This is a genomic window from Lentzea sp. NPDC020367 (assembly GCF_044387305.1).
In the GTDB taxonomy this organism is placed as follows: domain Bacteria; phylum Actinomycetota; class Actinomycetes; order Mycobacteriales; family Pseudonocardiaceae; genus Lentzea.
On the sequence record NZ_JBIRVV010000008.1, the window covers coordinates 145272 to 167459 of the forward strand.

Annotated in this window: 21 protein-coding genes and 4 tRNA genes; 11 read left to right on the forward strand and 14 right to left on the reverse strand. The window is 69.5% G+C overall.

Going from position 1 to position 22188, the window contains the following annotated elements; translation table 11 throughout:
* Window positions 1-31 precede the first annotated feature (31 nt).
* Together purN and purH are read left to right on the forward strand one after the other, a co-directional pair.
* On the forward strand, window positions 32-649 hold the full coding sequence (gene purN, locus ACH413_RS31320; RefSeq protein WP_360044604.1) for a phosphoribosylglycinamide formyltransferase: 618 nt from the start codon (window positions 32-34) through the stop codon (window positions 647-649).
* A complete protein-coding gene (gene purH, locus ACH413_RS31325; RefSeq protein WP_360044558.1) occupies window positions 646-2217 on the forward strand; it encodes a bifunctional phosphoribosylaminoimidazolecarboxamide formyltransferase/IMP cyclohydrolase in 1572 nt (523 codons plus the stop codon). The genes purN and purH overlap by 4 nt, the downstream gene beginning before the upstream one ends.
* A 51-nt stretch (window positions 2218-2268) precedes the next feature.
* Here the strand turns inward: purH and ACH413_RS31330 are convergent, their stop codons facing one another.
* The gene (locus ACH413_RS31330; protein WP_360044555.1) at window positions 2269-2991 is read right to left on the reverse strand and encodes a hypothetical protein; all 723 of its coding nucleotides are present in this window, start codon (window positions 2989-2991) and stop codon (window positions 2269-2271) included.
* A 224-nt stretch (window positions 2992-3215) separates the two neighbouring features.
* Between ACH413_RS31330 and ACH413_RS31335 the strand changes: the two genes are divergently transcribed.
* From ACH413_RS31335 to ACH413_RS31345, 3 genes are read left to right on the forward strand one after another with little or no spacing between them, the layout of a single operon-like run.
* Entirely contained in the window at window positions 3216-4010 is a 795-nt protein-coding gene (locus ACH413_RS31335) for a hypothetical protein (RefSeq protein ID WP_360044552.1), read from the forward strand.
* Window positions 4007-5509: a DNA polymerase Y family protein gene (locus tag ACH413_RS31340; RefSeq protein WP_360044549.1), complete on the forward strand. Its 1503-nt coding sequence runs from the start codon at window positions 4007-4009 to the stop codon at window positions 5507-5509. Before ACH413_RS31335 ends, ACH413_RS31340 begins: the two co-directional genes overlap by 4 nt.
* A 60-nt stretch (window positions 5510-5569) precedes the next feature.
* On the forward strand, window positions 5570-8857 hold the full coding sequence (locus tag ACH413_RS31345; protein WP_360044546.1) for an error-prone DNA polymerase: 3288 nt from the start codon (window positions 5570-5572) through the stop codon (window positions 8855-8857).
* A 10-nt stretch (window positions 8858-8867) separates the two neighbouring features.
* Here ACH413_RS31345 and ACH413_RS31350 read toward each other — a convergent pair whose 3' ends face one another.
* From ACH413_RS31350 to ACH413_RS31380, 7 genes are all read right to left on the reverse strand, one after another.
* Window positions 8868-9539, reverse strand: coding sequence for an SUKH-4 family immunity protein (locus tag ACH413_RS31350; protein ID WP_360044543.1), 672 nt, complete (start codon window positions 9537-9539; stop codon window positions 8868-8870).
* Between the two features lie 20 nt (window positions 9540-9559).
* Window positions 9560-9631: transfer RNA gene (locus ACH413_RS31355), tRNA-Asn, on the reverse strand.
* A gap of 10 nt (window positions 9632-9641) precedes the next feature.
* Window positions 9642-9730: transfer RNA gene (locus ACH413_RS31360), tRNA-Ser, on the reverse strand.
* A gap of 8 nt (window positions 9731-9738) precedes the next feature.
* Window positions 9739-9826: transfer RNA gene (locus ACH413_RS31365), tRNA-Ser, on the reverse strand.
* Between the two features lie 116 nt (window positions 9827-9942).
* Window positions 9943-10014 (reverse strand) — tRNA-Arg (locus tag ACH413_RS31370).
* A gap of 287 nt (window positions 10015-10301) precedes the next feature.
* Entirely contained in the window at window positions 10302-12248 is a 1947-nt protein-coding gene (locus ACH413_RS31375) for a PIG-L family deacetylase (protein ID WP_360044540.1), read from the reverse strand.
* A gap of 72 nt (window positions 12249-12320) precedes the next feature.
* Window positions 12321-12884, reverse strand: a complete 564-nt coding sequence (locus tag ACH413_RS31380) for a dihydrofolate reductase family protein (RefSeq protein WP_360044537.1) — start codon at window positions 12882-12884, stop codon at window positions 12321-12323.
* 73 nt (window positions 12885-12957) lie between these two features.
* Between ACH413_RS31380 and ACH413_RS31385 the strand changes: the two genes are divergently transcribed.
* Window positions 12958-13527: a TetR family transcriptional regulator gene (locus tag ACH413_RS31385; RefSeq protein WP_360044534.1), complete on the forward strand. Its 570-nt coding sequence runs from the start codon at window positions 12958-12960 to the stop codon at window positions 13525-13527.
* Here the strand turns inward: ACH413_RS31385 and ACH413_RS31390 are convergent.
* Genes ACH413_RS31390 through ACH413_RS31400 form a run of 3 tightly spaced genes read right to left on the reverse strand, consistent with a single transcriptional unit; the run spans window position 13517 to window position 15589 of the window.
* Window positions 13517-13837, reverse strand: coding sequence for a DUF3017 domain-containing protein (locus ACH413_RS31390; RefSeq protein ID WP_360044531.1), 321 nt, complete (start codon window positions 13835-13837; stop codon window positions 13517-13519). The genes ACH413_RS31385 and ACH413_RS31390 overlap by 11 nt on opposite strands.
* Window positions 13824-14672, reverse strand: coding sequence for a bifunctional methylenetetrahydrofolate dehydrogenase/methenyltetrahydrofolate cyclohydrolase (locus ACH413_RS31395; RefSeq protein ID WP_360044528.1), 849 nt, complete (start codon window positions 14670-14672; stop codon window positions 13824-13826). The genes ACH413_RS31390 and ACH413_RS31395 overlap by 14 nt, the downstream gene beginning before the upstream one ends.
* Window positions 14669-15589 carry a DMT family transporter gene (locus ACH413_RS31400; RefSeq protein ID WP_360044526.1) on the reverse strand — a complete coding sequence of 307 codons (921 nt, stop codon included), beginning with the start codon at window positions 15587-15589 and terminating at the stop codon, window positions 14669-14671. Before ACH413_RS31400 ends, ACH413_RS31395 begins: the two co-directional genes overlap by 4 nt.
* Before the next feature lie 138 nt (window positions 15590-15727).
* Between ACH413_RS31400 and ACH413_RS31405 the strand changes: the two genes are divergently transcribed.
* The 3 genes from ACH413_RS31405 to ACH413_RS31415 are packed head-to-tail and all read left to right on the forward strand — an operon-like array spanning window position 15728 to window position 19062.
* Window positions 15728-18394, forward strand: a complete 2667-nt coding sequence (locus tag ACH413_RS31405) for a glycohydrolase toxin TNT-related protein (protein ID WP_360044523.1) — start codon at window positions 15728-15730, stop codon at window positions 18392-18394.
* Between the two features lie 49 nt (window positions 18395-18443).
* Entirely contained in the window at window positions 18444-18749 is a 306-nt protein-coding gene (locus ACH413_RS31410) for a tachylectin-related carbohydrate-binding protein (protein WP_360044520.1), read from the forward strand.
* 4 nt (window positions 18750-18753) lie between these two features.
* Window positions 18754-19062 carry a hypothetical protein gene (locus ACH413_RS31415; protein WP_360044517.1) on the forward strand — a complete coding sequence of 103 codons (309 nt, stop codon included), beginning with the start codon at window positions 18754-18756 and terminating at the stop codon, window positions 19060-19062.
* Here ACH413_RS31415 and ACH413_RS31420 read toward each other — a convergent pair.
* The gene (locus tag ACH413_RS31420) at window positions 19048-19599 is read right to left on the reverse strand and encodes a pentapeptide repeat-containing protein (protein WP_360044602.1); all 552 of its coding nucleotides are present in this window, start codon (window positions 19597-19599) and stop codon (window positions 19048-19050) included. The two genes, ACH413_RS31415 and ACH413_RS31420, sit on opposite strands and share 15 nt — an antisense overlap.
* A 141-nt stretch (window positions 19600-19740) precedes the next feature.
* Between ACH413_RS31420 and ACH413_RS31425 the strand changes: the two genes are divergently transcribed.
* Window positions 19741-20721 carry a malate dehydrogenase gene (locus ACH413_RS31425; protein ID WP_189154450.1) on the forward strand — a complete coding sequence of 327 codons (981 nt, stop codon included), beginning with the start codon at window positions 19741-19743 and terminating at the stop codon, window positions 20719-20721.
* 20 nt (window positions 20722-20741) lie between these two features.
* On the forward strand, window positions 20742-21554 hold the full coding sequence (locus ACH413_RS31430; protein ID WP_360044514.1) for an inositol monophosphatase family protein: 813 nt from the start codon (window positions 20742-20744) through the stop codon (window positions 21552-21554).
* On the opposite strand, the gene ACH413_RS31435 is transcribed toward ACH413_RS31430, so the two are convergent.
* Window positions 21551-21742, reverse strand: a complete 192-nt coding sequence (locus ACH413_RS31435) for a DUF1918 domain-containing protein (protein ID WP_360044511.1) — start codon at window positions 21740-21742, stop codon at window positions 21551-21553. The genes ACH413_RS31430 and ACH413_RS31435 overlap by 4 nt on opposite strands.
* A 96-nt stretch (window positions 21743-21838) precedes the next feature.
* A complete protein-coding gene (locus ACH413_RS31440) occupies window positions 21839-22186 on the reverse strand; it encodes a hypothetical protein (protein ID WP_360044508.1) in 348 nt (115 codons plus the stop codon).
* Between the last annotated feature and the right edge of the window lie 2 nt (window positions 22187-22188).

A 22188-nucleotide genomic window follows, 5' to 3' on the forward strand; every position in this document is an offset into this window, starting at 1 on the left:
CCTGAGCTGCTGCAACGACCAGGAGTAGACGCTGAGCACCGAACTTCGGCTTCCCACACCGGCGCGCGTCGTCGTACTCGTCTCCGGTTCCGGAACCCTCATGCAGGCCCTGCTGGACGCGGACCTCCCGATCGAGGTGGTCGCGGTCGGCGCCGACCGCGAGAACATCGAGGGCCTCAAGCGCGCCGAACGCGCCGGGGTGCCCCACTTCGCCGTGAAGCTGCGCGACCACGCCGACCGCACGGCCTGGGACACCGCCCTGACCGAGGCCGTCGCGTCGTACGAGCCCGACCTGGTCGTGTCCGCCGGCTTCATGAAGATCATCGGCGAGCAGTTCCTCGCCCGCTTCGGCGGCCGCATGATCAACACCCACCCCGCGCTGCTGCCGGCCTTCCCCGGCGCGCACGGCGTGCGCGACGCCCTGGCCTACGGCGTGCACGTCACCGGATCGACGGTGCACCTGGTCGACGCGGGCGTCGACACGGGGCCGATCCTCGCGCAGGAGGCCGTGGTCGTCGAACCCGGCGACACCGAGGACACCCTGCACGAACGCATCAAGGTCGTCGAACGCCGGCTGCTCGTCGAGACAGTCGGCCGGCTCGCCCGTGAGGGCTGCACCGTGAACGGACGAAAGGTGAGCATTCCGTGAGCACTCCTGCCGAGAGGCGACCGGTCCGCCGGGCCCTGATCGGGGTCTCCGACAAGGCCGGCCTGCTGGAACTGGCCACCGGCCTGCACGCGGCCGGAGTCGAGATCGTGTCCACCGGCGGCACCGCGAAGGTGCTGGCCGACGCGGGCGTCCCCGTGACGCCGGTCGAGCAGGTCACCGGGTTCCCCGAGTGCCTCGACGGCCGCGTGAAGACGCTGCACCCACGCGTGCACGCCGGTCTGCTGGCCGACCTGCGCAAGGACTCGCACGTCCAGCAGCTGCGCGAGATGGACATCGCGCCGTTCGACCTGCTGGTCGTGAACCTGTACCCGTTCACGCAGACCGTCGCGTCCGGTGCCTCCCAGGACGACTGCGTCGAGCAGATCGACATCGGCGGCCCCGCGATGGTCCGCGCGTCGGCGAAGAACCACGCCAACGTCGCGGTCGTCGTCGACCCCGCCCGCTACGACTGGGTGCTGGAGAACGTCCGCGAGGGCGGCTTCACCCTGGCCGACCGGCAGCGCCTGGCCGCCGACGCGTTCCGCCACACCGCTTCCTACGACGTCGCCGTGGCCTCGTGGATGGGCAGCGCACTGGCGCCCGACGATGAGGGCAGCGGCTTCCCCGGCTGGGTCGGCGCGACCTGGAACCGGTCGAACGTGCTGCGCTACGGCGAGAACCCGCACCAGAGCGCCGCGATCTACACGCAGGGCGACGGCCGCGTGGGCCTGGCGTCGGCGAAGCAGTTGCACGGCAAGGAGATGTCGTACAACAACTACCTCGACGGTGATGCCGCGTGGCGTGCCGCGTGGGACCACGAACTGCCGTGCGTCGCGATCATCAAGCACGCCAACCCGTGCGGCATCGCGGTGTCCGAGCTGAGCATCGCGGACGCGCACCGCAAGGCGCACGAGTGCGACCCGGTCAGCGCGTTCGGCGGCATCATCGCGGCGAACCGCGAGGTCACCGTGGAGATGGCCGAGTTCGTCTCGGAGATCTTCACCGAGGTCGTCATCGCTCCGTCCTATGCGGACGGTGCGGTGGAGGTGTTGCAGCGCAAGAAGAACGTGCGCATCCTCGTGGCCGAGGCGCCTGCTCGCGGCGGCGCGGAGATGCGTCCGGTGTCTGGTGGCCTGCTGCTGCAGCAGCGCGACGCCATCGACGCGTCCGGTGACTCGCCGGCGAACTGGACCCTGGCGGCCGGCAAGCCCGCGGACGAGAAGACGCTGGCGGACCTCGAGTTCGCGTGGCGTGCCATCCGCGCGGTGAAGTCGAACGCGATCCTGCTGGCGGACAACGGTGCCACCGTCGGCGTCGGCATGGGCCAGGTCAACCGGGTCGACTCCTCGCACCTCGCGGTGAAGCGCGCCGGTGAGCGGGCCAAGGGTGCGGTCGGCGCGTCCGACGCGTTCTTCCCGTTCCCGGACGGTCTCGAGGTGCTGCTGGAGGCGGGCGTGCGCGCGGTCGTGCAGCCCGGTGGCTCGGTGCGCGACCCCGAGGTCATCGCCAAGGCAGAAGAAGCGGGCATCACGCTGTACCTGACGGGTACGCGGCACTTCGCCCACTAGAACCGCTTGAAGAAGGGCCGCTTCCCGTTGGGGGAGCGGCCCTTTTCGGCTTCAGAGCTTCGCGACCATCTCCTGGGCGATGCCCTTCGCGGCGGCCTCGAACTCCGCGACGTCCGGCTTGGCGTTGGCGAACAGACCCGCGTCCCAGCCGGAGTAGTCGACCTCGATCACGGTGTCGCCCTTGCGCACGACGATCCAGATGTCGGTGAACGCGGAGTCGTCCTCCACCAGCACGGCCGTGGCCTGGTCGCCGAGGTCATCCAGCTGCTTGCGCTGGGGGACGCCCCTGGTGTCCATGTGCTGCGCCACGAGCCGGTCGAAGTCGGTCTTCACGTCGTCGCTGGAGACGTAGACGTCGGTGCTGCGGTGGCCCTTGCCGTCGACGCCCTTGGTCTGGTTCCACGAGCAGATCGTCCGCGTGCCGTCCGACACCTTCGTCTCGTGCGAACCGAGGCCGTTCGGGTTCGTCGTGCGCGCCTTGGCCAGTGCCGCCTCGGAGACGTTGCCGCACAACGCGGGCATCTTGTCGGCGCGCTTGCTGGTGCCGCCGTCCTTGTTGACGTTGAGGTGGAGCACGAGCCCGGTGATGCCACCGGCGAGCACCAGGACGCCGACGAGGATGCCGATGATCAGCGGAGCCTTGCTCTTCTTGGGTGGCTGCGGCGGACCCCAGCCCGGCGGCGGTTGCTGCCACCCCTGCTGTGGAGGTGGCTGCTGCCGGCCCGGTGGAGGTGGCGGCTGCTGATGCCAGCCGTGCGGAGGTGGTTGGTTCACGATTTCCCCAGTTCCCAGTAGTGCTGAAGGCACGGTAGAGGACCTCCCGGACTCGTGTGGCCGTGTCCACCAAAAGGGTGACGCTCTGGGATTGACACAGGGGTGCGCCCGCGCGCTACGATCATCCCGTTCGTTCGAACAAGAGTTCGAATAAGCAAGTCGCCGAACTTCCCTCGGCGGTCGTGCACAGGGGTGCGCACGGTCCGTGACGGGAGGTGGGTGGAGTGTCCAGGTCGGCAACGGCGTCGTTGGCCGCGCTCGGGGTGAACCCGGCCAGCGAGCTGACCAGCACCACCACCGACCACACCACGGGGCGGGTCCTGCCGGTTCGCGGGGAACTGGCGGGCCTGCTCCCGTGGGGCGGCTTGCGGCGTGGCAGCACGGTGTCGGTGGGCGGATCGACATCGTTGCTGCTCGCCCTGCTGGCGGGTGCGACCGCGGACGGCTGCTGGGCCGCCGTGGTCGGCCTGCCCCAGGTGGGAGTGCTGGCCGCGGCCGAACTGGGCGTCGCGGTGCAACGCCTGGCACTGGTCCCACGTCCGGGTGCTGACCCGGGCCCGGTCATCGCGGCCCTGCTGGACGGCATCGACCTGGTGGCCGTCGCCTGCCCGCTCCCTCCCTCACTGGCCCGCCGTCTGACGGCCCGCGCCCGCCAACGCCGTTCCGTGCTCATCGCCTTCGGCCCCTGGCCCTCTGCCGACGTGGAACTGACCGCGGAGTCCGTGAGCTGGAACGCCTTGGACGACGGGGCGGAAACGTTGCGGCGCCAGGAGATCAGCGTGCGCAGTGGCGGTCGCGGCTCGGCCGGGCGCGCCAAGAACGTGCTGCTGACCTTTGGTGCGGAAGAAATCGAGCTCCCGCTGGTGGCCGGTGAACCGGCCCGCTCCGACGAGCCGGCTGATGCCGGTCCGGGCCGGGCCGACGAGCTGGCCACCAGACGGGCGGACAGTGCCGTCACCAGGCGGACGGAGGCAGTGGAACGCCTGGTCAGGCTCGCGCAAAAGGGTCCATCGGCGTGAAGGACACACGGCTGCTCGCCGTTTGGTGCCCCGACTGGCCCGTCATCGCCGCCTGCACCGCCACCGGCACCGCCCCGCACGTGCCCGTGGCGGTGGTCGACGGCAACGAGATCGTGTCCACCTCCGCGGTGGCACGGGCCGAGGGCATCCGGAAGGCGATGCGCAAGCGCGCGGCCGAGGCGATGTGTCCTGAGCTGATCACCTTCGAGCGCGATCCGCAGCGCGACGCCCGGTTCTTCGAGCCGGTCGCGGAGGCCGTCGAGGAACTCGCGCCCGGCATCGAGGTCGTGCTGCCCGGACTGGTCGCGGTGCCGGCGCAGGGGCCGGTCGGCTACTTCGGGTCTGAGGAGCAGGCGGCCGAACGGATCGTCGACCACGTCGCGACCCGGACCGGGACCGAGGCCCAGGTGGGCATGGCCGACAGCTTGTTCGCGGCCACGAAAGCCGCGCACCGCAACGTGATCGTGCCGCCGGACCGGACGCCGGAGTTCCTCAGGCCGTTGGGCGTGCACGAGCTTGACGCACCAGAACTGGTCGACCTGCTCAGGAGGCTCGGCCTGAAGACGCTCGGCGCGTTCGCGGAGGTGCCGGAGAACTCGGTGGCGTCGAGGTTCGGCGGCCCGGCCACCCGGCAGCACCGGCTGGCGCGCGGGTTGCCGGAACGTCCGCTCGACAAGCGCAGGCCCGCGCCGGAACTGGCGGTCAGCGAGACCTTCGACGAACCGGTCGAGCGCATCGACGCGGCCGCGTTCGCCGCGAAGATCCTGTCGGAACGGCTGCACGAGAACCTCGCGGCCAGAAGCCTCGCGTGCACGCGGCTCGGCATCCACGCCCGCACCGAGAACGACGAGGAGCTGCACCGGGTGTGGCGGGCCGCGGAACCGTTGACACCACGGGGAATCGCGGACCGGGTGCGCTGGCAGCTCGACGGGTGGCTCACCCGCGAACGCCTCACCTCCGGCATCCGCACGCTCACCCTCGAACCGGTCGAGGTCGTCAACGGCACCGCGCTCCAGCTCGGGTTGTGGGGCCACGACGACGAACGCGCGGTGCGGGCGTTGCTGCACGTCCAGGGGCTGCTCGGCCCGGACGGCGTGCTCACCGGGGTCATCGACGGCGGCAGGGGACCGAAGGAGCAGGTCAGGCTCGTGCCGTGGGGCGACGAACGAGTACCCGCTCGAAATCCGGACCACCCGTGGCCCGGTCGGCTCACCAGGGCGCCCGCGACCCTCGCCGACGACCCCGCGGACCTGAAGGACGAGGCAGGCGACGAGGTCGGCGTGACCGGCCGCCTCGAGCTCACCGCACAGCCGAAAAGCCTGACGGTCAAAGGGAAGACACGGGAGATCACCGCGTGGGCCGGGCCGTGGCCGGTCGACGAGCGGTGGTGGGCACCGGACCCGCACCGGGCCGCGCGCATCCAGGTGCAGACGAACGAGCAGGCGTTCCTGCTGATCCGCAGGAACAAGAGGTGGTTTCTGGAAGGGGTGTACGACTGATGTACGACGAGTACTGGGATCTGCTGGAGACCCTGATTCCGTTGCCGCGCAAGGAACCTGATGGGCTGGAATAACCCGCCGGTCCGCTGGAGGGAGCTGGAGCGGGCTCTCTCCGGCAAGCCCTACGAGCAGAAACCCGACGGCGGCGACGGTCCGGGGTGGGGAAGACACCGCGACCGCTACGCCGCACCGCCGGGGTTCGAGATGCACGCGGACGAGCTCGCGGTCACCCGCAAGCGCGTGCCGTACGCGGAACTGCACTGCCACTCCAACTTCAGCTGGCTCGACGGCGCGAGCCACCCAGAGGAACTGGTCGAGGAGGCACAACGGCTCAAGCTCGACGCCATCGCGATCACCGACCACGACGGCATGTACGGCGTGGTCCGCTTCGCCGAGGCCGCCAAGGAACTCGGCATGCACACGGTGTTCGGCGCCGAGCTGAGCATCGGTCTGAGCAGACCCGCCAACGGCGAACCGGATCCCGAGGGCGACCACCTGCTTCTCCTGGCTCGCAAGCAGGACGGCTACCACGGGCTGTGCCGCACGCTCACCACCGGCCATCTGGAAGAGGGTGCCGAGAAGGGCAAACCCGTCTACGACGTCGACCAGATCGTGGCCGACACCAAGGGCGACGTCGTGGTGCTCACGGGCTGCCGCAAGGGAACCGTCCGCCGGGCGCTGGTGAGGGAAGGCCCGGAGGCGGCGTTCGAGGAGATCGTCAGGCTCACCGACCTGTTCGGCAGGGGCCGCGTCTACGTCGAGCTGACCGACCACGGCCTGCCCGAGGACAGCAGGCGCAACGACGTCCTCAACGCGATGGCGCAGAAGCTGCAACTCCCAGTCGTGGCAACGAACGCGGTGCACTACGCGACGCCGAGCCGTGGCAGGCTCGCCGCCGCGATGGCCGCCGTCCGTGCGCGCAGCAGCCTCGACGACATGGCCGGTTGGCTGCCGCCGTCGCCCGCCGCGTTCCTGCGCAGCGGTGAGGAGATGTTCCACCGGTTCCGCCGTTTTCCCGGCGCCGTGCACAACGCCGCGTTGCTCGGCATGCAGCTGGCGTTCGACCTGCGACTGGTCGCGCCGAAGCTGCCGCCGTTCGACGTGCCGGACGGCCACACCGAGATCAGCTGGCTGCGCCACCTCACCTACGAGGGCGCGCGCCGGCGGTACGCCGAGAGCGACGAGAAGGCGTTCGGGCAGATCGAGCACGAACTGCGGATCATCGAACAGCTCGGCTTCCCCGGCTACTTCCTCGTCGTGCACGACATCGTGGACTTCTGCAAGCGCAACGACATCCTCTGCCAGGGCAGGGGCAGTGCCGCGAACTCCGCGGTGTGCTTCGCACTCGGCATCACCAACGTCGACGCGGTCCGCTTCGACCTGCTCTTCGAACGGTTCCTGGCGCCCGCCCGCGACGGCCCTCCCGACATCGACGTCGACATCGAGTCCGACCGGCGCGAGGAGGTCATCCAGCACGTCTACGCCAAGTACGACCGCAGGCACGCGGCGCAGGTGGCGAACGTGATCACCTACCGCGCCCGGTCCGCGGTGCGCGACATGGCCCGCGCGCTCGGCCACTCGCCGGGCCAGCAGGACGCGTGGAGCAAGCAGATAGACAGGTGGGGCCCGCTCGGCACCACCACCGACGACTGCGACATCCCGCGGGACGTGCTGGAACTGTCCGCGCAGCTGGAGAACTTCCCGCGCCACCTCGGCATCCACTCCGGCGGCATGGTGATCTGCGACCGCGCCGTCAGCGAGGTGTGCCCGGTGGAGAAGGCGCGCATGGACAAGCGCACGGTCCTGCAGTGGGACAAGGACGACTGCGCGTCCATCGGCCTGGTGAAGTTCGACCTGCTCGGCCTCGGCATGCTCTCCGCGCTGCACTACGCCATCGACCTGGTCCGCGACCACGAGGGCGTCGACGTCGACATGGGCAGGATCGACCTCACCGACTCCGCCGTCTACGACATGCTGCAGAAAGCCGACTCGGTCGGCGTCTTCCAGGTGGAGAGCCGCGCGCAGATGGCGACGCTGCCGCGCCTGAAACCGCGCAAGTTCTACGACCTGGTCGTCGAGGTCGCGCTGATCAGGCCCGGCCCGATCCAGGGCGGTTCGGTGCACCCGTACATCCGGCGCCGCAACGAGGTCGAGAAGTGGGACTACGACCACCCGTTGCTGGAGAACGCGCTCAAGAAGACCTACGGCGTGCCGTTGTTCCAGGAACAGCTCATGCAGATCGCGGTGGACGTGGCCGGCTTCACCGCCGCCGAGGCCGACGAACTGCGCCGCGCGATGGGCGCCAAGCGCTCGACCGCCCGCATGGAACGCCTGCGCGACCGCTTCTACGAGGGCTGTGCGGCTCAGGGCATCAACGAGGAACTGGCCGGCCGCATCTACGCGAAGCTCCTGGCGTTCGCCAACTTCGGCTTCCCGGAGTCGCACGCCCTGTCGTTCGCGCACCTGGTGTTCGTGAGCGCGTGGTTCAAGCTCTACTACCCGGCGGCGTTCTGCGCGGCCCTGCTCAGGGCCCAGCCGATGGGCTTCTACTCACCGCAGTCGCTGGTGATCGACGCCCGCCGCCACGGCGTGACGGTGCACAGCCCGTGCGTGAACCGCTCGCTTCCCTGGGCGGGCCTGGAACCGTTCGAGGGCAAGAACTCCGTCCGCATCGGCCTGTCCGCCATCCGCGGCATCGGCGACGCGGACGCCGAGCGGATCGTTGCCGCACAACCGTTCCGCGACATGGAGGACTTCGGCACCCGCGTGCAGCTCACCGCGGCCCAGGTGGAAGCCCTCGCCACCGCGGGCGCCTTCTCCTGCTTCGGCCTGGAGCGCCGCGAGGCACTCTGGGCGGCCGGCGCGGTGGCCGCCATCAGGCCAGACCGCCTGCCCGGCACCGTGGTCGGCGTCGACGCACCAGCGTTGCCCGGCATGGACGACGTCGAACTGGCGGTGGCGGACGTCTGGGCCACGGGCCTGTCCCCGGACAGCTTCCCGACCCAGTTCGTACGGTCCACTTTGGACTCGATGGGCGCACTGCCGGTGACTGCCCTCGCGTCCGTCGAACCCGGCACGCGGGTGCTGATCGGCGGCGCGGTGACACATCGGCAACGGCCGGCAATGGCAGGCGGGGTCACGTTCCTCAACATCGAGGACGAGACCGGGATGGTGAACGTCGTGTGCTCACCGGGTTTGTGGGCGCGGTACCGGCGGGTGGCGCGCGGCAGCGGCGCGATGCTCGTGCGGGGCGTGGTCGAGTCGGCGGAGGGCGTGGTCAGCCTGTTGGCGGACCGGTTGCAGCACCTGGACCTGCGGATCCCGTCGAAGTCACGGGACTTCCGCTGAAGGTCGGGGATCAGTGGCTTGTGTCGGTGACGACCTCGCCCCACAGGGAACTCGGGTCGTCGGCGCGGAGGTGCCCGTCGATCCTCTCCACGTGCCCGAGGACGATCCGCTCGTACTCCCGGACACGGTCGTAGAACGCCTCGGCGACTTCACGCGGTGCGCCGAAGAGGGAGTGCTCCAGTCCGGTGAGGATTCGCGCGACCGCGCGCCACCGCCAGCTGATCTCGACCAGCCGTGCCACCGACGAGTTGATGAAGTCCACCGAGGGGTGGTAGAGGTCGCGGTAGTACTCCCGCAGATCAGGGTGAACGTCCTGCGCCGTCACAGGTTCCTCGCGGATCGCCATGACCCTGCCGTCACCGGCGACTGCGCCCACCCACGGCGTCAGGTCGTGCGAGCCCCACCTCCCCAGCCGGTAGAGCCGGTCCTCGCGGGTGATCAGGCGGCTTTCCAGCGGTCCCGCCACGTTGGGGACGAGCACTGGTTCGGACTCCGACTGGAAGTCAGGTGTCTGCAGCAGGTCGGTGGGAAGCCCCCACCTGGACAGGGCGCTGAGATCAGTCTCCGGCAGCCGCCACTCCCGCATCACCTGCTCGGAGGGGCGCACCTGCGCGCCGGCGTCGACGATCGAATCCAGCGGTGCGGTCATCACTTCGGCAAGCCGCTCTTCCACCTCGGGCACGAAGCGAAGAGTAGGCGAGGTTCCCCTGCCAGGATTCGAACCTGGTCCTCCCGCGTAACAGTCGGGCGTGCTGCCATCAGCACTTCAGAGGACACGGTGGAGCGGAGGATGCAGGATTCGAACCTGCGCAGCGCTCGCGCGCTGACCACTGTTTTCGAGACAGCTGCCTTACCGGGCTCGGCCAATCCTCCCCAGGACGCGGAGGGCGCGCGGATCGAACGCGCGCCAGGCGTGCTGCCCGGACCTCGGATTAGCAATCCGGTGCCTTCCCACTCGGCCAGCCCTCCTTCGCCCTGAAAACCGGTGCGTTCCGAAGAACGCCTTTCGTCGGATGCCCGCGAGTCGAACGCGGTGTGTCCTCATCCCAAATGAGGTGGGTTGCCGTCTCCCTCGCACCCGTGAGTACCCCTGCCAGGAGTCGAACCTGAATCTCGGCGTTCGTAGCGCCGCACTCTGTCCATTGAGCTACAAGGGTGTGTATTAAATGCACGGCAAACAAAGAGAGCCGCCCTGATCGGTTTCCCGATGGGCGGCTCCCCGTGTGACCTGAAGCTTGGCCACTACAAGGAGCTCACCTGCGAAAACGGTCGCGAGGAGCTGGGGAGCCGTGATGAGCGCACGCAGGCGACGACGCTGCTGGAGCGTCCGCGTCGCATGTCCTGGCTCTTCATGACGTTCCCCTTCGGCTTGGTGTGTGGCACAAGTATTGCGGCGGGTGATGTCCGCCGTCAATCATTTTTTCGAACGAATTCAATTGTTGAACTAGTTCCCGGCGACCTGCCAGCTTCCGAACGGGTTGGTCGGGCCGGCCGCGCTCTGCTTGCGTTCGTAGAGCTTCGCGTCCGCGCCGACGACGAGCACCCGCACGAAACCTGAGGCGTCACGAACGGCGGCAGGGCCGACCTCCGCGTAGCCGCCGAGGTCCTCCCACGGGCTGAACGTGGTGCCGTTGGTCTGTCGCGCCACGCTGATGCCGTAGCTGTCGTTGCGCGCGAACGCCAGCACGCGCGCGGAAGCACCACCGCCAGAGGTCACCGCCGCGACCGGGCCGACACCGCCCTGCCCGCCGAGGTGGGCGAGCGCGCCGAACGTGCCGTTGCTCGAGCCTTCGGCGACCGTGCCGACGGCGCCGTCGCCGTGCTCGCGGACGATCGCGCGGACCTTGTTGCCGTCCATCGCGACGGCGGGTGCGTGCGTGCACTCGACGGACCCGATCGACTTGTACCCGGTCGACGCGCCGGGGTTCTGCTGCCAGTGGGCGACCTGGCCGTTGTTGTCGGCGAACAGGTGCAGGCGGCCGGTCGACGACGTGAAGCCGACAGGAGGCGACACGATCATGCTCGCCACGCCACCCGTGGACAGCGCCTCCCAGCCGCTGAACGACCCGTCGCCGTTCTGCCAGGCGTTGCTCACGCCGTTGGCCTGGTTGATCGCGAACAGTTCGAGGCCGCCGTCGCCGTTGAGCACGAGGCCCGGCGTGCCGAACGCGGGCGTGGCGCCGTCCGGGTTGCCGACGTCGGTCCAGGTGCCGAACCCGCCGCCCGGCGAGGTCTGGCCGGTGATCAGGATCGAACCGGTGTCCAGGTCCAGGACGGCGACGTGCACGAGACCCGATCCGTTGAGTGCGACGGCGACGCCGGGTGCGAACGTGCCGCCGCGCAGCATCTGCGGGCCGGCCCAGGCGCCGTTGACCGGCTGGTGCCACCACATGATCGAGTCACCGGCGGCGACGAACGCGTGCAGCGTGCCCGTGCTGTCGACGATCGCCCACGGCGCGACGACAGGCCATCGGTGGTAGTTGCGGAACACGTGCTCGTCGAAGGCGGGGCCGGTGACCGGGTCGTGCTCGGCGTACGCCTGGTAGGCCTCGGACTTCGGCCCGCGCAACGCGTCCGGCACGTTGGCGGGAGACGCGGCGATGTTGTAGCAGCGGTAGCGGGTGAACAGCACGAACCCGCGCTCGTTGGTGCCCTCGTAGGACTTGACGGCCTTCGTCGCGAACTTGGCCGCGTGGATGTGATCGGTGTGCTCGCCGCCCTCGTTCGGGAAGTCGTAGTTCGGTTCCGGGTCCTGGACGCGGATCACCGTCGGCTGGTACTCGTCGAGCAACGCGAGCAGGACGTTGTTCACGTCCGCCTGGTTGTACCACTGGGAAGCCTGGACCGGTCCGCCCGTCGGGATGATCGTCGGGGCGGCGAAGTTCGGGTCGTTCCAGAGCCTCTCCAGAGCCATGGTGTGGTCGGGGAAGTTCGGGTCGTCGTCGCCACCGTCCGGCAGGCTCAGGTAGACCAGTTGGACGTTCGGCGCGCCCACGAGGGTGTCGACCTCGAGGAACATGGTCGCGACCTGCTTGGATTCGCGGTTCCAGTTGTTCGGCTTGCCCGCGAGCTTCGCGTAGGCGGAGCGCTGGCCTTCCCGCACGCTCGCGGCCAGTTCCTCGCGAGTCATGTCCCCGAACCCCTTGTTCTGGTCCGCCGTGAGGACGATCGTCCGCATCGGCAGTCCGGAAAGGACGGACGGCTGGATGTCCGGGTTGAGGAACAACAGGTCATCGTCCGTGTGCGCGACGATGTTGACGAAACTTCCCTGGCCGGGCAGGGCGTTGGTGCCTGGTGCCGCGGCGAACGCGATGCCGGAGTTGGCGATCGCGGTCGCGGCGGCGGCAGAGGCACCTGCGACGAGCACTGTGCGTCGGCTGATGCTGGTCATCGAGAATCCCCCAGATTCTGTCCAATGCAACAAACCACAGGACGCGCGGTCCTGCAGCAGGTTGCACGGGCCTCAGGGGCGTTCGTAGGTCATGAACGAGACTCCGCTCTCGAACAGCTGCGCGTTCGTGCGCTGGAACTTCGTGATGTCGGCCTTCCCGTCGAACAACGGGATGCCGCGCCCGAACACCACCGGGTGGATCTTGAGCAGCAGCTTGTCGATCTCCGACAGGAGTTCGCCCGCGAGCTTGCCGCCGCCGCACAGCCAGATGTCGAGGCCGTCCTCCGCCTTCAGCGAGCGCACGCGCCCCAGCACGTCCTCGCCGATCAACTCGACGTCGTCCGGGGTGTCGAGCGCCTGGGACGTCACGACGAACTGGCGCAGGTGCGCGTACGGCGAGGCCAGGCCGCCGGGCACCTGGTAGGTGTTGCGGCCCATCAGGACCGTGTCGAAGTTCCGGTTCGGCGCGTCCTGCAGGCCGAGTGCCTCGCGGAACTGGGTGGGCAGCGTGTCCGCGTACACGGCGTTGATGCCCTCCATGTGGTCGCCTTCGAAGACGAACCCGTCGAAGGTCCCGTCTTCGGCCGCGATGTAACCGTCGAGCGTGACGGCCACGTAGTAGACGAGCTTTCGCATGCGAACCCCCTGGGATCTCGTTCAACCACGACAACTGTAGTACTATGAGTGTAGTGGTTGTCAAGGAGGCGGCGTGGTCCGGAACGAGGCAAGGCGAACTGCTCTGTTGGACGCGGCGATCGACGTCCTGGCCGAGGAAGGCGCGCGGGGGCTGACCTACCGCGCGATCGACGCGAAGGCGCAGGTGCCGGCGGGCACGGCGTCGAACTACTTCGCGAACCGCGACGAACTGATGTCGAACGTCATGACGCGGGTGCACGACCGGCTGATGCCGTCCGACGAGTCGGTCGCGGAGTCGCTCGCGATGCCGCGCGACAGGTCGCTGACGGTGAAGTTCATGCACGACATCATCAAGCGGGCGGACGCCGACAAGGCCTGCTACCTCGCGATGATGGAGCTGCGGCTCGAGGCCACCAGGAGGCCGGAGATCCGGCAGGCGCTCACGAGGACGATCGCCGACAACATCGAGGCCAACGTCGCGTTCAACGAGGAGTCGAAGCTGCCGGGCGACCGGATGACCGTCGTCTCGCTGTACTTCGCGATGACGGGGCTGATCTACGAACGGCTGACGCTGCCGGACGTGGTGGCCACCATGGACCTCGACGAACTCGTCGAGGTCATGGTGGACCGGGCTATCGGCTGAGCGGGCCGCCGGTGATCGTCAGACTGACGGCGATCACCACGATGCCCAGCGTCGAGTACAGGAACGCGTCCATGCCGCGGCCGCGGATCTTGATCAGACCCGCCTGCTCGTCGGTCACGAGGATCCGCAGCACGGCCGCGACCAGCAACGACACGCCGAGCAGCACGGCGCCCTGCCGCCAGTGGTACTGGAAGATCCGCACCAGCCCGAGCGCGCCGACCCCGAGCACCAGCGCGAACGGCAGGTGCTTCCCGGGGCCCGAACGCCAGCGCTGTTCGCCCATGAGCGCTTCCGCGTCAGACCGCTGCATTGGCGCGCTCGGCGGCTTCGACGGTGTTGGTCAGCAGCATCGCGACGGTCATCGGGCCGGCGCCACCGGGGATCGGGGCGAGCCAGCCGGCGACCTCGCGGACCTCGGGGGCCACGTCGCCGACGAGACCGGCCTCGGTGCGGGTGATGCCGACGTCGACCACGGCCGCGCCCGGCTTGACCATGTCCGCGGTGATCAGGCCGGGGCTGCCGGCACCGGCGATCACGATGTCCGCGCGGCGCACCTCGGCCGCCAGGTCCTTGGTGCCGGTGTGGCACAGCGTCACGGTGGCGTTCTCGCTGCGGCGGGTCAGCAGCAGGCCGATCGGGCGGCCCACGGTGACGCCGCGGCCGACGACGGTGACGTTCGCGCCGGCGATCGGCACGTCGTAGCGGCGCAGCAGCTCCACGATGCCCCGCGGCGTCGCGGGCAGCGCCGCGTCCTCGCCGAGCACGAGCTTGCCGAGGTTGACCGGGTGCAGGCCGTCGCCGTCCTTGGCCGGATCGATGCGCTCCAGGATCGCGTTCGCGTTGAGGTGCTTCGGCAGCGGCAGCTGGACGATGTACGCGGTGACCTCGGGGTTCGCGTTCAGCTCGTCGATGACGGCTTCCAGCTCCTCCTGCGTGGTCGACTCGGGCAGGTCGCGCCGGATGGACTTGATGCCTACCTTCTCGCACGCCCGGTGCTTGCCCTTGACGTACGAGTGCGAGCCGGGGTCGTCGCCGACCAGCACGGTGGCGAGACCGACTGAGCCGGGCAGCGCGGCGACCCGCGCCTTGAGGTCCTCGAACAGCGCGTTCCGGGTTTCGTTGCCGTTGAGCAGCGTCGCAGTCACGTCCTCATCCTCCCATTGGGCAGGGCCGCGACGCCCACCGACACCAGCGTCAGCGCCACGCCGATGACCGTCGGCAACGCGAGGTGCCCGCTCACCGCGTCGAGCAGCACGGCCCCGATGAGCTGCCCGCACACGCCGCACAACCCGACCATCAACACGCCGATGAACCGCACCGACGTGATCGCGCCACCGACGCCCACGATGCCCAGCAACCCGCCGAGGTACAGCCACCACTGCGAGGGGAACGCGCCGGGCACGCCACTCCAAGCCACGGCGTTGACCAGCGACAACGCCGCCGTGCCCACGCTGAAGTTCACCAGGATCGTCGCCACCGAGCTGACCGCGGCCTCGCGCACCAGCCCGTTCACCGCCTGCTGCCAGCCCATCAGCAGGCCCGCGACCAGCGGCAGCACCGCGAGCCACAACCCGCCGGGCGAGGCGAACCGGTCCGACACCGCGATCGTGACGGCGATAACGCCGACGGCCGCTCCGACGACACGTGTCTTTGTAATCGGCTTCGACTCGCCGGGACCGACCCCGAGGTTGTCCATGACCATGCTGCTCACGACCTGCCCGATCACCACCGCGACCGTGAACACCGCCACACCGATGGTCGCGACCGCGAGGCCCTGCGAGCCGACGAGCACCGCGCCGCTGATGCCGCCGACGCACTCCCACCACCGGATGCGCCGGTGCCGCAGCGCGTCCCGCAGCCGCAGCAGCCCGTCCCGTCCGGACTGCCGGGACAGCACCACCGCGAGCAGCACGAACCACCCGCCGCCGAAGGAGATCAACGCCGCCAGCAGCCCGTTGCCCAGCGACTGCGCGAGCGATCCGTTGACGCGCGCCTGGACCGCGATGGCCACTCCACCCGCCGCCGCCAGCAGACCGCCGGTCACCTGCGCGGACCGCGTCACCTGGCCTCCAGACCCCACAAAAGTGTTCTTGATCAGCTTTAACCATGCACGTCGACCACGTTATGGTCGGGCCTCCACCGTTCGGCGCAGTGGCGGGGGACGTGTGCGATCCGGCGAGTTGCGGGGGAAGATGTTGGCGTGTCCGAGCCGAAGCCGTTGAACCCTACCGAGCAGGACGCTCTGGTTAAGCAGATCGGCCTGACTCTGATGCGGGCCGCACCAGAGGACTGGCGCAGTGTCATCGCGCAGTACCGAGCCACCGGCCGGTACTTCGAACTGGAGGCCGAACTCAAGCTGCAGGACGGCTCGAAGCGCGCGTGGGCGGTGCCGCAGGACGCGGCGTCGCTGTTCGCGCGCCTGCGGGCCGGAATGCACCGCGAGGGCCGGGGCAGCTGGACCAACGCCCGGTACCAGCTCGACCACCCCTCCAGCTACAACCTCGACTTCGACCGCGCGGAGCCGAGTTGGCAGACCCCGCCTCCGCAACAGGCGTACTTCGACGAGATGCGGTTCTTCCCGCGTGCCGAGGAGAACGTCCCGGAGTGGCTGCGCCGCAGGCTGAACCCGCCGACGCCGGTGTTCCGGACCGTCCGCGTGTTCGACGGCGCCGGACCGAACGGTCGTCCGTCGGTCAACCGGCCGCCGGTGCCGGAGCCCGAGGTCGCGCCGCTGCTCGCGTACCTGTCGAACGCGCCGGTCGCCGTGGCCGGTCGTGGCTTCGACAACGACGTGCTGCACCCGGACGCGCCGCCGGTCGTGCCGTCGGGGTTCCAGACGGACGGTGCGTGGATCTGGCCCGCCGGAGTCGCGTACTACCTGCGCAAGTACGGCGTGCCGCCCGAGCCCGAGCTGGTCGAACGCGCGCGTGCCGCCGGTTTCAGCCTGCCGGAGGTGAGTGAGGAGTCGAGGCTCGCCGCCGCGGCGAACCTGGGCGCTCCCGCCGCGCCTCCCGGCACCGTGGTGCCGACACCGGTCGAGCCCGAACCGGCGTCCGAACCCTCGGTGGACGCGACGCAGTTCGTCACGGCCCCCAAGTTCGAGGCCACGAAGTTCGAGGCTCCCGAGGCGGAGACGGCGGACGAGGCGGAGGAGGAGTACGACTTCGAGCCGCTGTACCCCGAACCGCCGGCGGTCGAGGAGCGCAGGCCCGAGCCCGTCGACGACCTCGGCGAGACGCTCGCGGTCGCCGCACCGCCGCTGGGCGCGGACGGCCCTCCCTACCGGGTCGTCTTCGACTCGGACGGCGTACCCGGCACCGTCGACGACCGGACCCTGCGCGACACGTACGGCGCGGGCATGGACCTCTTCGCCCCGCACCCGAGCGAGGTCGCGGAGGCCGAGGCGCCGGAGCCGGTCAGGGAGATCGTCCGGGAGCCCGCTCCGGAACCGGTCGCGGAGTTCGTCGCCGAGAAGCCGAACGAAAACGACCTCCAGGACGAACACGTAGACGTGGACGTCCCCGAGGAACCCGAGATCCCCACCGCAGGGCCGGACGAGCCCGAGCTCCTCACGCACCACCGCGAAGAGGAGCTCACGGACCACCTGGTCGCCGAGACCGAGGAACGTCCGCGCGACGTCATGCAGGACACGATGGCGTGGAGCCCTGTCCTCGACGAGCCGCGGGAGAGCCCGGCCGAGGTCACCGAGGAGCACCCGGTCGTCGCGGTCACCGAGGACGAGCCCGACCTCGCCGAGGAGGAGATCGAGTCCACGACCTCCTTCGAGACGACCGAGTTCGAGCCGGAGTTCGAGGACCGCTTCGAGGCGCAGCTCGACTCGCACTTCGAACCGGAGCCCGTCGCCGAGGCCGCGCCGGTCCTGCCGGTCGTGCCCGTGGTTCCGGTGTCCCCGCCGGCGCCGACGCGCTCCGAGGAGACCACCCAGTTCGACGCGGCGCTGTTCAGCGAGCCGGAACCCGAACCGGAGCCCGAACCGGTCAAGCCGCCGCGGCAGGTCACGAAGGAAGAGGACCGCGAGCTGGCGGGCACCCGCCGCGCGCTCGACGACCTCAACGTGCCGCACGGCGTGTTCCGGATCGGCGGCGAGCCCGCCGACCGCACCTGGACGCTGCGCCTCGACGGCGACAGCTGGGAGGTGTGCTGGTTCGACCACGGCCCGAAGAACCCCGTGCGGTTCGACAAGGTCGAGGACGCGTCGGCCTACCTGGTCGGCAAGCTGGTGCTGGGCAACTTCCGCACGATTCCGCGGACGCCCCCGCCACCGCAGCAGCGGCCGATCACCAACGGCTTCCGCGAGGAGCCGCGCCGCCCCGTTCCGCCACAGCGCCCGCCGATGCCGCAGGCACAGCCCCAGGCACAGGCGCCGACGCAGGTCCAGCAGGCACCGCTGCCCCCGGCCGCGGCTCCGACGAAGGTCCAGCCGGTTCCGCCACCCGCGCCGCAGCAGGCCCCGGCACCCTCGCCGGTCGCCGCCGCCGTGGCGCAGGAGGAACCGTCGAAGCGGAAGTTCCCGATCTCACCGCTGGCGGGCGAACCGCCGCTGACGTTGTTCCGCCACAAGCAGATGTTCGAGCTGCCGGCGGGCACCGAGATCGACCGCTACGGCGACCAGAGCGGCAACCTCGTCTACGTGGCGGGCACGCCGTTCCCGGAACGCAGCCTCGTGCCGTCGTGGATCAACCGCCCGTACCGCGTGTACCGGTTGCGCCGCCCGCTCGAGGTGCTGACGGGCGTGGCCGTGCCGTGGTTCGAGCAGCCGGGTGGCGGCACCGCCTACCTGCTGCCGAAGGCGGTCGAGGAGATGATCGCCGACGGCGTGCTGGTGGAGATCTCGACCGACCACTGACCGCGGGCTTTGAAGTGGCCGGGATCCGTGCGATCCCGGCCACAGCCATGTGAGCAGCGGTTTTGTTTCGAGACGATTCAGTTCTATATTCCTGCCGTGTTCAGATCTGGGGCGGTTCGCCACGAGTGGCCGCGACCTCGTCACCGTCGACGCCGCCGGTGACATCTACCGCGTGGACACCGACGGCACGCTGCGCCGATTCGTGCACGACGGTGCCAAGTGGGCGGTCGACGGCCAGGAGATCGCCAAGGGCTGGGACCGCTACAACCTGATCGTCGCGGCCGGGCCGGGTGTGCTTTACGCCCGCGCGCCATCCGGCGGTCTGCGGCTCACCACGATCATCCCGAAGGGTTAGCGCGATGATGCAGGTGCCTTCCGACGACGAGGTCCTCGACGCGTTCGGCGTCACCCCCGAAACCGAGGACGAGCCGTGGATCAAGGTCGTCCAGGTCGAGGACGTGCTGCTCTCGTTCGATGCGCACGCCGCATCCGTGCGGGTGCGGTGGTTCCAGCACGACGAGCCGGTCGTCGACCTCTACCGCGAGGGCGCGAGCCGGCTGCGCGTGTGGTCCGGTGACGGCGAGTCGCATGTCGCGGTGGACTTCGGCGGCGAAGAGTTGTCCGTGCGCATCCACCCGTCCGTGCGCATCACTTCACGACACCACTAGGCCGTAGGCGGCCGCGAAGGCGATCGCCTGGTCGATGTCGATCAGGGCTCCGGCGAGCTTGGCCTGCCGGAGCCCGTTCGCGTCCACGACCGCCCCGCGCAGGTCGGCGCCCTCCAGCTTGGCGTCGAGCAGCCGTGCGCCCAGCAGGTCCGCCTTGCTCAGGTCTGTGTTGCGCAGGTCCGCCTCGCTGAGGTTCGTCTCGCGGAACCGCTGGCCGGCCAGCTTCAGGTCGTACAGCGGCGCCTTCACGAACGACGCCAGCGTGAAGTCCACCTCGGTGAAGGTGATGGGCCGCAGCACGCAGTCGACGAAGTTCGAACCCATGAGGCTGCACGAGTTGAACGACGACCGCGTCAGCACCGTGCGGTCGAACGTGCACTGCCGGAACGCCGTCGCCTGGTGCTTGGACTCGCCGAGATCCGTCCGGGTGAAGTCGCACCGGGTGAACGTGCACCCCGTCGTGACGAGCTCGCGGAGGTCGGCCTCGGTGAAGTCGCAGTCGGTGAAAGAGCGCTTCTCCCAGTGCTGACCGGGCATGACGGCGTCGGAGTAGTCCTCGCCGATCTCTTCGTCGGGGATGTCCACTCTCACACTCTGCCATCGGCCACGTGTTGGTAACGTGCGGGTCGCCGGGCAGACCCGCCCGACGTCAACGAGGACCGTCATTCGGGAAGGCTCATGACCCGCACGCCCGTGAACGTCACTGTCACCGGTGCAGCCGGCCAGATCGGCTACGCACTGCTCTTCCGCATCGCTTCCGGCCACCTGCTCGGCCCGGACACCCCGGTCAACCTGCGGCTGCTGGAGATCACCCCCGCGCTGAAGGCCGCCGAGGGCACCGCGATGGAGCTGGACGACTGCGCCTTCCCGCTGCTCAAGGGAATCACGATCACCGACGACGCGAAGACCGCGTTCGACGGCGTGAACGTGGCCCTGCTCGTCGGCGCCCGCCCCCGCACCAAGGGCATGGAGCGCGGCGACCTCCTCGAGGCCAACGGTGGCATCTTCAAGCCGCAGGGCGAGGCGATCAACGCCGGTGCCGCGGACGACGTGAAGGTGCTCGTGGTCGGCAACCCGGCCAACACCAACGCCCTCATCGCCCAGCAGCACGCGCCGGACGTCCCGCGCGAGCGCTTCACCGCGATGACGCGCCTGGACCACAACCGCGCCCTGTCGCAGCTCGCCAAGAAGCTGGGTGTCGCCGTCACGGACATCCAGAACATGACGATCTGGGGCAACCACTCGGCCACCCAGTACCCGGACCTGTTCCACGCCAAGGTCGGCGACAAGACCGCCGCCGAGGCCGTGAACGACCAGGCGTGGCTGGAGAACGACTTCATCCCGACCGTCGCCAAGCGCGGCGCGGCGATCATCGAGGCCCGTGGCGCGTCGTCGGCCGCCTCGGCCGCCAACGCCGCCATCGACCACATCTACGACTGGGTCAACGGCACCGAGTGGACCTCGATGGCCATCCCGTCGGACGGTTCGTACGGCGTGCCCGAGGGCATCATCTCCTCGTTCCCCGTCCGCACCTCGGGTGGTTCCTACGAGATCATCCAGGGCCTGGAGATCGACGAGTTCTCCCGCGGCCGCATCGACGCCTCGGTCGCCGAGCTCGTCGAGGAGCGCGACGCGGTCAAGGGCCTCGGCCTGATCTGATCCGTGGCAGTGTGGGGCACGTGCTGATCCCGTGGGACGTGCCCCAGCCACAGCTTTCCGATGACGTGCACCCTGCGCTCGCTGATGCCGCTCGCGCGGCGTCGGCGGCGTACGGGCGTGCCCGATCTCTGCACACGCGCCTCGAACTCCGCGAAGAAGTGGCGGACGGCGCCGACGGAACACCGACGATGCGCGTCGATCGCATCGTCGAGGACGCGATCCTGGAGTCCATCCACCGCAGTCGCGTGAACCTGCTCTCCGAGGAAGCCGGGTTCGTCGACAACGGTTCCTCGATCACCCTCGTCATCGACCCGGTCGACGGGTCCGCGAACGCCGCCTTCGGCGTCCCTCTCTCCTGCTTCGCCGGTGCGCTCGTGGAAGACGGCACGGCCAAAGAAGCGCTGACGACATGGTTCGACACGGGTCGTGCGTGGCATGCGCTCGCAGGAGTGCCGACGTCGTTCCGCACCACCGGACGCACGACGCTGGACGGCGCGTCCGTGTGCATCATGCGCCCCAAGACGGCCACTCAGGACGCGTGGCTGCGCATCGCGAACCGTGCCGACCGCATCCGTGTGCTGTGCACGACGTGCCTGGAGACCATGCTGGTCGCGGAAGGCACCGTCGACGCGTTCATCGACCCCGGCAGCGACACGCACCGGATCATGGACCTCGCGACGGCGCTGGTCACCGTCCCCGCCGCGGGCGGGGTGCTGGTCGACCTGCACGGGCGGCCGTTCACGTTCGAACCCGACCTGACCCACCGGTGGTCAGGCGTGGCGGCAGCGACTCCTCAGCTGGCTGAGGAGCTCATCGCGACCGTGCTGGGTTAGACGGAGCCCCGCGACTCGACGACGCAGTCGGGGCCGGGGAACACCAGGCCCTCGTGACCGTCGTTGAAGCGGACGAGGTACGGCGGATGTCCGTCGCTCCCGCGCACTTCGAGGATCTCGCCCAGGCGCTCCTCGAGGCCGATGGAGCGGCTGTGGACGTGGAGCCTGTCACCCACTGTTGCTTGCATGGTGCTGCAACACCTCCGGTGTGCGGCCGAGGCTTGGCGCGTCGAACGCGTCAAAGCCTAGGCGCACACCGGAGGCGCGCAACAGGGCTCAAGTGCTCATCCGCCGCAAGCCGAGGAGACCTTCGCGGCGAGGTCGGCCTTCTGGGCCACCCAGTCCGCCGCGGAGTTCACGTTCTGCATGCCGTTCGCGGCCTCTTCGAGAGCCTTCTTCACGTTCTCGTCCGGCGAGGAGTTCGCGAGGTTCTCGAGCTCCTTCGCCTTGGCCTGGGTGTCCTCCAGAGCCTTCTGCGGGTCGCTCATGTCCGGCGAGAAGCCCAGGAGCGAGATCGCGTCGGCGCACAGCTTGACCTTGTCCGCGGTGTCGCTGACGCCCTGGATCGTGTCGCACGCCGTCAAGCTGCCCAACGCGATGACAGCCGCGGCAAGCGGTCCAACTAGGCGCATTC

What these genes read in the sequence shown, in the direction of transcription:
- ACH413_RS31345 (WP_360044546.1), top strand. Translation starts at nt 5,570, where the DNA reads ATGGGCTGGAATAACCCGCCGGTCCGCTGGAGGGAGCTGGAGCGGGCT.
- ACH413_RS31375 (WP_360044540.1), bottom strand. Translation starts at nt 12,248, where the DNA reads ATGACCAGCATCAGCCGACGCACAGTGCTCGTCGCAGGTGCCTCTGCC.
- ACH413_RS31380 (WP_360044537.1), bottom strand. Translation starts at nt 12,884, where the DNA reads ATGCGAAAGCTCGTCTACTACGTGGCCGTCACGCTCGACGGTTACATC.
- ACH413_RS31390 (WP_360044531.1), bottom strand. Translation starts at nt 13,837, where the DNA reads ATGCAGCGGTCTGACGCGGAAGCGCTCATGGGCGAACAGCGCTGGCGT.
- ACH413_RS31415 (WP_360044517.1), top strand. Translation starts at nt 18,754, where the DNA reads ATGATGCAGGTGCCTTCCGACGACGAGGTCCTCGACGCGTTCGGCGTC.
- ACH413_RS31420 (WP_360044602.1), bottom strand. Translation starts at nt 19,599, where the DNA reads ATGCCCGGTCAGCACTGGGAGAAGCGCTCTTTCACCGACTGCGACTTC.
- ACH413_RS31425 (WP_189154450.1), top strand. Translation starts at nt 19,741, where the DNA reads ATGACCCGCACGCCCGTGAACGTCACTGTCACCGGTGCAGCCGGCCAG.
- ACH413_RS31435 (WP_360044511.1), bottom strand. Translation starts at nt 21,742, where the DNA reads ATGCAAGCAACAGTGGGTGACAGGCTCCACGTCCACAGCCGCTCCATC.
- ACH413_RS31440 (WP_360044508.1), bottom strand. Translation starts at nt 22,186, where the DNA reads ATGCGCCTAGTTGGACCGCTTGCCGCGGCTGTCATCGCGTTGGGCAGC.